Annotated in this window: 13 protein-coding genes, 1 other RNA gene and 2 pseudogenes; 10 read left to right on the top strand and 6 right to left on the bottom strand. The window is 41.8% G+C overall.

Annotation, left to right across the window (positions count from 1 at the left end):
* Positions 1-2 precede the first annotated feature (2 nt).
* On the bottom strand, positions 3-572 hold the full coding sequence (locus tag RS130_RS10695; protein ID WP_316025944.1) for a UPF0149 family protein: 570 nt from the start codon (positions 570-572) through the stop codon (positions 3-5).
* 522 nt (positions 573-1,094) lie between these two features.
* Here RS130_RS10695 and ssrS point away from each other — a divergent pair.
* From ssrS to RS130_RS10645, 10 genes and pseudogenes are all read left to right on the top strand, one after another.
* Positions 1,095-1,276: non-coding RNA, 6S RNA (ssrS, locus tag RS130_RS10690), on the top strand.
* Between the two features lie 26 nt (positions 1,277-1,302).
* On the top strand, positions 1,303-1,713 hold the full coding sequence (locus RS130_RS10685; RefSeq protein ID WP_316025943.1) for a hypothetical protein: 411 nt from the start codon (positions 1,303-1,305) through the stop codon (positions 1,711-1,713).
* A gap of 280 nt (positions 1,714-1,993) precedes the next feature.
* Positions 1,994-2,889 (top strand): annotated as a pseudogene (locus RS130_RS10680) (ribokinase).
* A 25-nt stretch (positions 2,890-2,914) separates the two neighbouring features.
* Positions 2,915-3,857, top strand: a pseudogene (locus RS130_RS10675) (nucleoside hydrolase).
* A 60-nt stretch (positions 3,858-3,917) separates the two neighbouring features.
* The gene (locus RS130_RS10670; RefSeq protein WP_316025942.1) at positions 3,918-4,520 is read left to right on the top strand and encodes a 5-formyltetrahydrofolate cyclo-ligase; all 603 of its coding nucleotides are present in this window, start codon (positions 3,918-3,920) and stop codon (positions 4,518-4,520) included.
* A 62-nt stretch (positions 4,521-4,582) separates the two neighbouring features.
* Positions 4,583-5,239 (top strand): ribose-5-phosphate isomerase RpiA, encoded by a 657-nt coding sequence (gene rpiA / locus RS130_RS10665; RefSeq protein WP_316028026.1) that lies wholly within the window; start codon positions 4,583-4,585, stop codon positions 5,237-5,239.
* Between the two features lie 405 nt (positions 5,240-5,644).
* A complete protein-coding gene (locus RS130_RS10660; RefSeq protein WP_316025941.1) occupies positions 5,645-6,028 on the top strand; it encodes a GntR family transcriptional regulator in 384 nt (127 codons plus the stop codon).
* Positions 6,029-6,039: 11 nt separating this feature from the next.
* Entirely contained in the window at positions 6,040-6,945 is a 906-nt protein-coding gene (locus tag RS130_RS10655) for an ABC transporter ATP-binding protein (RefSeq protein ID WP_316025940.1), read from the top strand.
* Entirely contained in the window at positions 6,945-7,616 is a 672-nt protein-coding gene (locus RS130_RS10650; protein ID WP_316025939.1) for a hypothetical protein, read from the top strand. The genes RS130_RS10655 and RS130_RS10650 overlap by 1 nt, the downstream gene beginning before the upstream one ends.
* An 86-nt stretch (positions 7,617-7,702) precedes the next feature.
* Positions 7,703-8,896, top strand: a complete 1,194-nt coding sequence (locus RS130_RS10645) for an acyltransferase family protein (RefSeq protein ID WP_316025938.1) — start codon at positions 7,703-7,705, stop codon at positions 8,894-8,896.
* 122 nt (positions 8,897-9,018) lie between these two features.
* On the opposite strand, the gene RS130_RS10640 is transcribed toward RS130_RS10645, so the two are convergent.
* The 5 genes from RS130_RS10640 to RS130_RS10620 form a co-directional block, all read right to left on the bottom strand.
* Positions 9,019-10,293: an O-acetylhomoserine aminocarboxypropyltransferase/cysteine synthase family protein gene (locus RS130_RS10640; RefSeq protein ID WP_316025937.1), complete on the bottom strand. Its 1,275-nt coding sequence runs from the start codon at positions 10,291-10,293 to the stop codon at positions 9,019-9,021.
* Between the two features lie 185 nt (positions 10,294-10,478).
* Entirely contained in the window at positions 10,479-11,204 is a 726-nt protein-coding gene (locus RS130_RS10635) for an SOS response-associated peptidase family protein (protein ID WP_316025936.1), read from the bottom strand.
* Positions 11,205-11,216: 12 nt separating this feature from the next.
* Positions 11,217-11,648: a thioredoxin TrxC gene (gene trxC, locus RS130_RS10630; RefSeq protein ID WP_316025935.1), complete on the bottom strand. Its 432-nt coding sequence runs from the start codon at positions 11,646-11,648 to the stop codon at positions 11,217-11,219.
* A 142-nt stretch (positions 11,649-11,790) separates the two neighbouring features.
* On the bottom strand, positions 11,791-12,012 hold the full coding sequence (locus tag RS130_RS10625; protein WP_316025934.1) for a hypothetical protein: 222 nt from the start codon (positions 12,010-12,012) through the stop codon (positions 11,791-11,793).
* A 37-nt stretch (positions 12,013-12,049) separates the two neighbouring features.
* Positions 12,050-12,976: an ROK family transcriptional regulator gene (locus RS130_RS10620; RefSeq protein ID WP_316025933.1), complete on the bottom strand. Its 927-nt coding sequence runs from the start codon at positions 12,974-12,976 to the stop codon at positions 12,050-12,052.
* Between the last annotated feature and the right edge of the window lie 15 nt (positions 12,977-12,991).

The raw sequence follows: 12,991 nt of genomic DNA, 5'->3' as shown, positions 1-12,991 counted from the left end.
GACTAATGAACCGTTTTAGGTTCGCTTTGCTGCTGCTCTGGTGATTTACCTAGTTCATTAAAACACAACATAGCAGTCATACGCACATATTCCATTACTTCAAATAAAGCTTGTTCAGACTCTTCATTTTCAGCCATTTCATCATCCATACGGGCGATCTCAGCAAAATCCTCCAGAGCTTCTTTAACATCTGCTGAACACCCGGTTAAATCAGCTTGATGTAAACCAAAACCTAACATAAAGCCTTGCACCCAGCTCAGTAAGGCTTGGCCGCGTTCGTTAATCGGCGTTGAGTCTTCAGGTAGACATAACACTAACGAAAAGTCGCTCTCGACCAATTGCTGACAAGTGGCATCATACAGCTCGTTGAAAGCTGTTTGTACCTCAGCTGAAAAAACTTCGCCTTGGTGAATAAAGTCAGATAGCGGCTCTAGCCAATCTTGACATTCCAAAGGCATACCGCCACCTAACATGCCACAAAACATGCCCTGCACTTCGGCGGCGCTAGTTAATACATTATTGCGTTCTAATAACGCGGTTAAATTGTCAAACAGATTACTTGCAGTATTCACTTTATTCTCTCAATTTGTTGAATTACGCCTTAGCTATGATCAGGATGGCAAATCCAAAGGTAGCGTAGGTACGCCAATGCTAACATTGTCCCTTGAGGATACCAAACCACTAACCCGCTCATTGTTTTAAAAATAACAAAAATGCGTCATGCGTATATCGCTCTACTTCATTCTCTGTATAACAGCAGATAGCAATTTATCGAAGTGTAAACCAATCTGTCACATTAAATAGCCACTGTGCAAGAGTTTACATGCGCTTAGTCAAGCGTGCTTGGACGAGCATTTTGCTAGAATAATTCGTTATCAATAAAGAAGCCTGTTCTCTTTTGAGTTCGGGCAACATAGAGTAAGCGCATGTAAAATTCCCCTGTTTTGCTCTCAATTGAATGAATAGCGAACAACTGAATACAAAAACACGCGCCAAAGTCCAACAGCCCCTAGTAACTCGTTGCGGTTACGGTTTATAATGGCCTCGGTTTTACATTTGAGCAACAAACTGCTCAAATGTAAAACCGCTTTCTGCGCCTCCTGGAATGTTTGCCAGTTTAGTCATGTCCCTGACCGATGCTTTTTACCCAGGAAGTTGATTCCACTACTATTGTGCAAGCTTGGCTAGTACCGAGAAGCCTACGGTAATGATGATACTTCCGCCCTGAACTTTCGGTTCACGGGCTTATACTAAACAGCGGCATTTTGGGAGGCACCATGCTAGAAATAATGGATTAAAGAAATGAGTCAAGAAGAACGTATACAAATGCTTGGAAAAGACATAATCGAAGCACTTTCTCCTTTAGTAAAATGGAAGTATGACGATTTTCATAAAGTCATGTTAGCTGAGTTTTCGGTAGATAAAGAAGAGCAGGTGCAGTTCGTTTTGCAGCAGGTATTGCCTAACTCATGGGATGCCAAAAGTATCAAAAAAGCACCGGGACAAGTAAAACACTATGCGGGTTCATTTAGTAAACTAATACGTCAGCAAAAACTATTCAGTGCAGACTTAGAATCTCACCCTCAAGTAATGGTCGCTTGGTGGCCTTGGGGACATGGAGCTACGGTTTCAGTAAGAGTATTTTTAACTAATACTGCACCTTACGTAGAAAAAAGAGGCTTTTTTCAAAAACTCACTCGTTTATTTGCATAAACTCAGCAGCGACTTCAGTACACGCCAACTACAATAATTCTCAATCCCGCCATTAAATGATAGATGTAAATGAACAGAGGGATATATGCTTGAATCAGTGTTGCTCTTTTACGATTGTCTATCAAAAATTTTCCCCATGATATGACCCTTTAGATAGCTAAAATGTAGATTTTGCTTATGCTTGATATAAATCAGACCAAATGGTCTGTTTTATACCTTCGCAGAATCAGCTAGACTAACTAAAATTTATTCATTTCCCATTTCAAATAAGGCATTCACTATGGCTATTATTAATTTTGGTTCGATTAATATCGACCACGTCTATCAAGTGGAGCACTTTGTGCAACTATGGAGAAACTATAGCATCATCAGGCTATCAAAATTTATTAGGTGGCAAAGGCGCAAATCAGTCGATAGCCTTGGCACGAGCAGGAGCCGAAGTTTTTCATGTCGGCAAAATTAACGAAATGGATGTCGCATTTAAACAAACCATGATCCGCGATGGTATTGATTGTAAGTTTGTGAAATGCACTGAAACAGCGTCAGGTCACGCTATCATTCAAGTCACCCCTTCTGCTGAAAATGCAATAGTACTCTTTGGCGGTGCCAACCAAGAAATTACCGAAAAAGACATAATGTACGCCTTAGATGATGCTAAACCTTCGGATTGGGTGTTAACTCAAAATGAGACTAGCTCAGTGCAACACATACTACTTCAAGCAAAAGAAAAGGGGTTGAAGGTTGCATTTAATCCAGCACCTATGACTGACGCAGTAAAAGAACTGCCTCACGATTGCATTGATTTGTTAATTGTCAATGAAGTTGAAGCCGCAGAAATTTCAGGCCAGCATGAGTTGGATGATATGGAATCTTATTTCCGTGCTAACTGGCCAGGGCTCTGAAGTACTGATCACTATGGGTAAAGCTGGTGTACGAATGCTGAAAAAAGAAGAAACCATTAACATCCCTTCATTTTTAGTAGAAGCCGTAGATACCACCGCTGCCGGTGATACCTTTATTGGCTATTTTTTATCGGCATATACCTCTCACTGTGACCCTAGAAAGTCCCTAATTAAAGCTTGTGCAGCTTCTGCCTTGGCAGTTATGAAAGAAGGGGCAGCGCAATCTATCCCGTTAAATGACGCGGTAAACCGTTTTCTTGCCAAACAAAATTAAGACTTAAATTGTAAAGGACAAATTCATGACTCATAAAATTATTATCGATACAGATCCGGGCATTGACGATGCAATGGCAATCTTCTTTGCCTTTCAAAGACCCGAACTAGATATTTTAGGATTAACCACAGTTTACGGTAACGTACCGGTTGAAATGGCAGCACAAAATGCGATGACACTTTGCGACATCGCAGGCAAAGACATCCCAGTTTGTAAAGGTGTAGCGCGACCTTGGGTTGGCCCGGAGTCAACTTATGCTCATTTCGTGCATGGTGACGACGGATTTGGCAACATCAATTTTCCGCCGGCTAAAGGCAAACTAGACCCTCGTAGCTCGGCACAATTTATTGTTGATATGGCTCGCAAATATCCAGGCTGAAGTCACCATTGTGGCCATAGGTCCATTAGGAAACTTAGCCTTGGCACTTAGGCTAGAACCCGAATTACCTCGACTAGTTAAAGCGGTATCGATCATGGGTGGCGCAGCCTTTGTACGGGGTAACGTCACGCCAGTAGCCGAAGCTAATATTTGGAATGATGCCTACGCAGCAGAAATAGTGTTTGCCGCCGATTGGGAACTCAACATGTTTGGCCTTGATGTAACAAACTCCTGCCCTTTCTCTCCTGAGTTTTTGAATGAGATTAAGCAATCAAATGCTAAATTAGGCGGTTTTGTACACGATGCCGCACAATTTTACGTACAGTTCTACTCACAAAACCGTGAAGACGATGTATGTTTTTTCCATGATGCTATGCCGATAGCACATCTGCTTGACCCGAGTTTATTTGAATTGCAACGAGGCCATGCCAGAGTATCTACGGATCCACTTAACATCGGCCAAACGTCTATTGCGTTGCCAAATACGACAGCCAGCCCAGATTGGTTAAATGCGCAGCAAATCAACGTTGCCACCAAAGTTGACAATGAACGTCTAACTCAGTTTTATTTAGACACCTATAAACGTTAAACAGAATAGCCTGCACTAGAACGTTGATTGCAGTGCAGGCCAGCTTTTAAAAAGTAGACAATGACCCCTTCTGACACACTCAAAAACCGCCAAGCACTACGTCGACAGTATCGGCAATTGCGTAATCAACTATCAGATGAACAACAAATAACTGCGGCGAGTTCTTGCTTATCTGTTTGCCTTCAGTCCACTACATTAAGTCGGGCAAAAATAGTCTCATGTTACTTAGCCAACGACGGCGAACTCGATCCCCAAGCACTGATGCAATTTTGTTGGCAACACAATATACAGGTGCTATTGCCCGTACTCGATCCCGCTAAGGAAGGGCATTTAATTTTTGTTGATTATCAGCCAACCAGCCCAACGCGCGCAAACGTCTATGGCATTCCTGAACCTATCATCACAATAGATAACACAGTGCCAATTGAGAATATCGATTTAATTTTCACGCCGCTTGTGGCTTTTGACAATACAGGTAACAGATTAGGTATGGGCGGAGGTTATTACGATCGTACTTTAGCAGCCATTGTCGAAAACAAGCTGTCTACTCAACTAATAGGGTTGGCTCACGAATGCCAGCAAGCTATACAATTGCCAACTGATAGCTGGGATATTCCGTTAAACGGTATTGCCACGCCAGCACAATTTTTTAAGATTGATTGATCTACTTTAATATCAATTGAGTTACACTATCGGCATAAATTTTCTAGCAATATTTAAATGTGATGACTCAAGACGACAAGAAGAAAGCGGCAGCAAATTCAGCTCTACAATATATCCAGCAAAACTCAATTGTGGGTGTAGGTACAGGCTCAACTGTTGTGCATTTTATTAACGCTCTAGCTAGCATCAAACACGACATTGTCGGCGCAGTGTCAAGTTCTGAAGATTCAACCAAGCGTTTAAAAGCGCTCGGCATTGAAGTCTTCGATTTAAATTCTGTAGACAATTTAGATGTATACGTTGATGGCGCTGACGAAATTACCAAGCATAAACATATGATTAAGGGCGGTGGTGCGGCATTAACTCGCGAAAAAATCATTGCTGCTGTGGCCAAAAAATTCGTTTGTATTATTGATGACAGTAAGCAAGTGCCTGTTTTAGGAGACTTTGCTTTACCGGTAGAGGTGATCCCTATGGCTCGCTCTTATGTCGCACGCGAATTACTGAAGCTAGGCGGCGATCCTGTTTATCGCCAAGGTATTACTACAGATAATGGCAATGTTATTTTAGATGTACATAATCTAAAAATACTCAACCCGGTAGAGTTAGAAAAACAAATAAACGGCATTGTCGGAGTAGTCACCAATGGTTTATTTGCTCACAGAGGAGCTGATGTGGTGTTAGTAGGTACTGACTCAGGTGTGACAACTATCGAGTAAACACAAACTTAGGGCGAGGGCTATTGGTAAAATAGCTGTCACGCCTAATTTGGTTCATACAACTCGATTATTTTACGCTTTATTCCTACTCATAAAGCATGACGGCCTTCTAACTCAACCCCATATGCGCAGACCTAAAACTGAGCATCGCCTTCACGATTACCAATTATTATTGTTGATAGCTATCACATTCTGGCACTGACGTTAGTACTAGCCTATTGCGCCCCTCTGTATATACACAGTAGACTCAATTTCCCAAAATATAATTTATCAATTTAATCAATAACTTAATATAAACAAATCGACTAAACACCGCATTTTGTCTAAATAACACACAAAAAACATTGCCAACTGTGCATATCTGTATATACTGTGCATATTGTATATATACAGCGTTGGCACTTAATGACGATTAAATTGTTTCTTTCGCAAACAGACAGCCGACCAATGTACCAACAGATCATGGCGCAAATAAAACAAAAGATCTTAGTTGGAGATTGGCAAATGGGATTTCATCTTCCTTCAATTCGAGAAATGGCAGCCGCCACTGGGGTAAGTGTTATTACCGTCAAGCGGGCATATTCAGAACTTGAGCATGAGGGAGTGATTTATACCCAGCAAGGAAGAGGTTCATTTGTCGCAGAATCGACTCAGATGCACAGTGAACTTCAGTTGGCCGAGTTAGACGAAAAATTGAAATTAACGATTGAACATGCTCGACACTTGGGGTTGAGCGATGACCAAATCATAGAAAGGATCAAACATGTGTTGTTCAACATCAACACGTAAAGGTGAAAGTAATGCAAGACTTAGCGATTCAACTGCAAAATGTGAGTAAACACTTTAGTCATTTTGAACTAAAGAATATTAACCTGACTTTACCTAAAGGACAAATCATGGGTTTTGTAGGCGCGAATGGCGCTGGTAAATCCACAACGATTCGTTTAATTATGGGGTTAATGCAAGCCGACAAAGGAAATATATCTGTGTTGGGTCAATCTATGCCCCAAATGCAGACCCAGATCAAAAGAGATGTAGGCTTCAGTTCAGAGGAAATGAAGTTGTACGGCGCACAAAATTTAGCTTGGCATATTCATTTTATTAAGAATGTCTACCCGAACTGGGATGACAACTATGCTCGAGAACTCTTGCACCGATTTGATTTAAACCTAGAACAAAAAATTAAACAGCTTTCTAAGGGGCAGCACATTAAAGCCCAGTTGTTACTCGTGCTTGCACGACAACCTAAGCTATTAGTATTAGATGAACCGACCACAGGTTTAGACCCTGTCGCTCGACAGGAAGTTAACAATGAACTGGCTTTAATTTTAAAGGACGAAGAACGCACGGTTTTATTTTCGTCCCACAATACCGCTGATGTCGAGAGAATATCTGACCAAATTACCTTTATCGATCGCGGCAGGCTAATCGACAGCCAAGACAAAGAAAGTTACTTGGAAAACTGGCGACGCATCCAACTTGAGTTACCCACTGACTTGCCGCTACAGCCATCTGGAAGTGTCATCGAAGTAGAGCAAAATGGGCGTATAGCGTCAGTTATCAGTAACCAATTTGAGCCACTGATACTGGATGCCTATCAGCAGCAGAATATCAAAATACTCGCTGTAGAAACCATGAGCCTAGAAGAAATATTTTTAGCCAATGTTAATTATCGCAGGCAAGTACAACAAAAGGGAGCAAGATAATGAACACACTAATGATTGCAAAACTTATCAACAAAGATTGGCATTTATTTAAGTGGTATCTAATGGGGTATGTATTATTGGGCTTGCTATCTATTGCTCTAATGAGCATCCCATCTCACACATTCTTTTATATAGGTATGGTGTCAATTATTACCGTTCTAATAGGCGCCAGTGCACATATGGCACTCAGCACCACTGTTACTGAAATAAAAGAGTCTCAGTACTCCTTTATAATGGGGCTACCAATCAGCCCATTCGATTATGCGGTATCTAAACTCATTGGTGGACTCGGTATATTCTTAGTGTGCTGGATAGCAATTGTAAGCCTACTGATCGGCGCAATTTATCTGACGCCACTGCCTAATGGTATGGCTCCTATTGCCATTATATTGTGTCTGGAGATATTAATAGCGACCACAATTTTATTGGCCATTGGCGTTTTAGTTGGCTCGGTACCTGTTTCTATTCTTACTATGGTGGGATTAAATATCTTCTTTAACCTCTTTATGTTTATGGTCGCTAGCATGCACGACATCGGCCCCAATATTAATCAACCAGACGCGTTATTCAATAGTACCGCTTTGATACTTATTGGTGGCGAAATAGCGCTCATATTGCTGATCATAACCATTACTTTATCAATCAAATCTCGAAAGGTCTGCTTTCTGTAGCAGGCCTCATTGCCGGTCTGCGCCTAAGCACAGATCACACACTTAGCTGTACTCAACACTAACTTAACTCAATAAAGGTGCTCATTATGAGTAGTCATAGTCGTGTCCATTATATGGACAATTTACGTGCATTTGCCATGTTACTAGGCATTTTCTTTCACGCAGCATTAGCATATAGCCCAATGCTGAATCAAATTTGGCCAACGTCTGATCCTCAAAATTCAGCCATTGTCGATGTGCTAGCGTTCTTTAGCCACACATTTAGAATGCCCTTGTTTTTCATTATCGCTGGATTTTTTGCCGCGTTGTTGCTCAATAAGCAAGGCCTAGGCGCGATGATAAAAAATCGCTTACTAAGGGTGACATTGCCCTTTGTCATATTTTTACCTCTGGTGATGATATCTTTCGCGTTAATATTTACTTGGGCGATAAGCGCAATTGACAGTAAATCGCCTATGCTGGGTATGATCGCCATGATGTCGCAGATACCTGATGCACCAAGCCCTCCGGCGACAACAACCCATTTATGGTTTTTGTACAACTTAACGTTTTTCTATGGGTTAACGATTATCATGGTGAAATGCATGAGGTTTAACTGGATGCGTTATGTAGTAAAAAGTCCCAAGTTATTCCTGTTGTTAGGGCCAGTATTGTTGATCCCAGCCGTGACTTCGCAACATGCTCCCCTCCCCGCACCAGAGCAATTTATGCCGCAGCTTTGGTCATTTGGTTTTTATGGATTGTTTTACTTATTTGGTTACGGCTTGTACAAACATGAACAATTTTTAGATACTTTGAAACCTTATACATGGCTAATGCTTATCACCGCGATACTTGCTTATGCAGCCTTTCACAGCACCCTAGGCGGTGAAGTGAGTATGCAACAAGTTATGGAAAATGCCAGCCAAAGCCCCAAGTTATCTTGGCGTCAAGTCGGTATAGCAGCATTGCAAGCATACACAGGTGTGAACATGTGTCTATTCTTGTTGGTGACAGGAAAAACCATCTTTAGCCAGCAAAATGTTGCCATGCGAGCAATTGCAAATTCTTCGTATTGGATTTATATCGTCCATTTACCTGTATTGTGGGTCATTCAGTTTGCTTTACTAGATGTGCAATTACCATTACTCCTAGAGTTTTTGATCAGTTCACTCGGGACGCTAGCCATCGGTTATCTAAGTTATCTAGTATTGATCAAGCACACGCCTATTGGCTGGTTATTGAATGGTAAAAAGACAAAAGAAATTCTGCCGTCTGTGTCGGCAGTGACCACAAAATAAAAGATCACCACTGAATTTATAACCTAGCTTGGCTATACACATTTAATTTTTAACTAAGCGTAAAAAAAGCACTTACCCTTGCTCAAGCGTAAGTGCTTTAACCGTTACGATCTAGCCTAAAACTATGACACTTTATCGAGCGCTTGGCTTACATCAGCAATGATGTCATCAATATTTTCGATACCCACAGAGATCCGCACCAAATCGGTACTCACTCCTGCCTTGGCTAGCTCTTCTTCATTTAGCTGTCTATGTGTAGTAGACGCGGGATGACATGCCAATGACTTAGCATCACCAATATTCACTAATCGTAAAATCATTTGTAGTGCATCAATAAACTGGCCACCACCTTCAATTCCACCTTTCACCCCGAAGCTTAAGATCCCCGACGCTTTTCCTGCTGTAGTTTTTTGGCAAACAGCATAATAAGGGCTATCTGGCAAGGCGGCATAATTCACCCAATTAACTTTAGGGTGGTCTTGTAAAAATGCCGCTAGTTTTTCAGCGTTGCTACAATGGCGCTCCATGCGTAAACCTAGCGTTTCTAAACCTTGTAAAATTAAGAACGCACTATGGGGTGCTAACGCCGCGCCAGTATTTCGTAAAGGGACAACACGACAACGACCAATATAAGCAGCCGCACCTAAAGCCTCGGTATACACTACCCCATGATAAGAAGGGTCAGGTTCATTCATCATAGGAAAACGGTTTTTATTTGCTACCCAATCAAACTTACCTGAATCAACAATCACCCCACCAATACTCGTACCATGACCGCCAATATATTTGGTTAGTGAATGCACCACTATGTGCGCCCCTAACTCAAATGGACGACATAGAAATGGGGTCGCGACTGTGTTATCAACAATTAATGGTACGCCATATTTATTGGCTATTTCAGCTAAGGCCGCGATATCGACGACATTTCCCGCGGGGTTGCCGATCGACTCACAGAAAATAGCCCGAGTGTTGTCATCGATAGCATTTTCGAAACCAGCTAAGTCATCAGCAGACACCATGCGAGCCTCAATTCCTTGCTTAGGTAAAGTATGCGCCAATAAATTATAGGAACCTCCATATAGCTGACTGGTACTCACAATATTCGAACCAACATCACAAATACACTGCAAAGCGTAAGTAATTGCAGCCATACCAGAAGCCACAGCCAAAGCCGCAATTCCACCTTCCATAGCAGCAACTCTTTGTTCAAGCACATCAGTGGTAGGGTTCATAATCCGAGTGTAGATATTGCCTGGCACTTTTAAGTCAAATAAATCAGCACCATGTTGGGTATCGTCGAAAGTAAATGAAGTGGTTTGATAAATCGGTACCGCAGCGGCCTTGGTTGTATCCTCAGAAGTATAACCATGATGTAGCGCTAATGATTCAAGTTTCATATTTAGTCCTTATCGTTTTATTGTAGCTTTTGTTTTAGAGTGCGTAGAAAAAACTCAGAATACTCTACTAGATTGGTTTATACCAATTCATCTCACTATTTAAAAGAGCACAAGTAAAAGGGTATAAAAATGGCAGGTTCTCCTCCTTAGCGATATTCTTAGCAGGCAGCAGATACCATGAACGGCTATAGCAATTGACTATCAGCTGTTATTCGTTCAACAGCGCCAATTGTTCGAAAAGTAGAAGGTTTGTCTATGCGCTGGGCCAATAAATTTTGAGGTAAATTAGGCCGCAGTAAATTATTTAATATTTGTACATCGGTTACCGAAGGATCTAACCACATGTGCATGGTGTCATCATCTTGCCGCAGCATTAAAGGAGAAGACTTACTATGATACTGAGCGAGTTTATGGTGGGCAGGTAACGTAATAATTGAGCAAGATAATACGACTTCTTGGCTCGTTTGATGAATCCATTCCCGGCACAAACCACCTAAAGCAATCGCCCCAAACTCGGCGGTGAAATCGGTATACACTGCATCACTCCCTTTGCCTTGTGTTTCGCCAAATCCTTTGACTGGTACAATACACCTTGAATGACGAAATGCTTGATAACCAGCGCTACCCGGTATATTCAGTTTATCGTAGCGCGTATTAAAACTTGTCCACTTCGAGGCTTTAAAACTGTGCTCGGTTGGCGACAACAATAACCACCATATAGCGTTGTCTAAACGTCGTTTACCCTGCACGTCACGAATAATCGATACATTATTAGCAACTCGGGTAAAGCGGTTAAATAAAGGTCGTGTAGGCATATCTAGCGCATTAGATTGAGGATACAAATTAATTCCCAAGGTTTCGCATAGCGCCTGCACCGCAGGATCATCAGTCACATTTAATCGCCCGCACATCCTAGTTTTTCCTTATGAAATTTTGTGCAAACATTGCATGATCCACGCTTTTAACTGAGACTCTGCCAGTGCCCCTGATATTCTATCTACTTCTTCACCTTTATGAAAAAAGATCAAGGTAGGAATACTACGGATCCCCGCATCAGCCGAAATCTGTTGCCCATACTCGGTATTCAATTTTGCAAAAAGTAATCCTTCTGATTGACCTGCCACTGCAGTAAATATTGGTGCCATCGTTTGACAAGGCCCGCACCAACTGGCCCAAAAATCAACCACAATAGGCAACTCGTTGCGTTCAATATAGGCATAAAAATTGTTACTGCCCAATACCACTGGCTTGTTTGCATACACGGACTGCTGACACTTTCCGCACTTAGCTTGATTAATATTTTTGCCTTGTGGGATTCGATTCGTAGCAAAACAATGTGAACAAACGATATGCATATACTCTCCTAATACTTATTCCATTAATTAACTATAGCTCAGAACATTCCAGCTTTTTTGAACAAGTTGACGGTGTGCATACCCCCTTTTAAATACCGCTAACCTCGAGCACAACCCGCCGGAACGTCCCCGTGGGCGAGTTTTACAAGCAAAGCTCCCGAATCGGTAAACTTGCTGCGCCCACAGCGACTGGGTTTTTCTCCACTTGCGCGGCGACAATTTCCGGCAAAGGTCGGTGGGCACCTCTTCGATATTGCGCATGTATTTCAATGCGTGGAATGATCTTTGCTGCTAGCTTGATAGGAATATGTCCTCCCACCACGATCGCTTGGGTGTCTAACAACGCAGAACAAGATGTGGCCACTAAGTCTAGGGAGTCTTGAATTTTGAATATCCACTCGTCAATCCCTTGGCCAATTCATATCAAAATTGGTGCGCAATTGGTAAATAGATTCAATATCAACTCCGTTATTAATCAAAATACGTTTGAGTAACTCTAGGTTAGGGTGAACATAATGTTTCGGCGGCAGCATATCCCCTAACTCACCGGCATTGCCAAAGGTACCCACTAACATTTCATTGTTCGAAATTAAGCCGCCACCAAAACCGGTAGAGATAAACACATACACAAAATTTTTAAATTTTCTTCCCACTCCAGCGATACCTTCTCCAGCCGCAGCCGCTGTCGCATCGTTTACGACCCAGATAGGCAAGGAAAATCGTGTCGAAAATATTTGAGCGATATCAATTTCAGCCCATTCTTCAATCATGTGGTGAGTGTTCATCTTTCCATCTAAGGAGCTGAAAAAACCCGAGATACCTATGCCCATACCTAAAATTTTATCTTCTGAGATATTATGTCCAGCAATCAGTTCGGTAATTAGACTTTCTAATTTATCTAACACATGGGTAATTTTCATGTCCGACATAGGATGCAAACAGGAAGAAATGATCTGTCCCTTAAAGTCCATTAATACCAAAGCAACAGAGTCAAACAGAATCGATACGCCCAAGGTGTAGGCAAAACTTGGATTAGGTTTGAGTTCAAAGCCAGGTTTTCCCCGTGCCGTTGCCGCTGATTTTTCTGATTGCTCCAACACCCCTCTTTCAATCAAAGACTTAACACTGCGGGATACGGTTTGTTGAGGAATACCGGTCACATCAACAATTCGGCTTTGGGTAACATCGTCCCCCCAAAACACCAACCTAAGAATTTCACGCTCTGCATCTTGAAGAAGTTTATTGCCTTTCCCTAAGACAAATCCGGCTCTTAATACACTATTACTGTCTGATGAGAGCATTATTCTATTGTTATTTGAGGACAACATAACCTATTCACTTCC

It is taken from the genome of Paraglaciecola aquimarina (assembly GCF_032464635.1).
GTDB lineage: Bacteria > Pseudomonadota > Gammaproteobacteria > Enterobacterales > Alteromonadaceae > Paraglaciecola > Paraglaciecola aquimarina.
The sequence above is the reverse complement of the archived record's forward strand: the minus strand, read 5'-3'. Positions and strand labels throughout refer to the sequence as shown.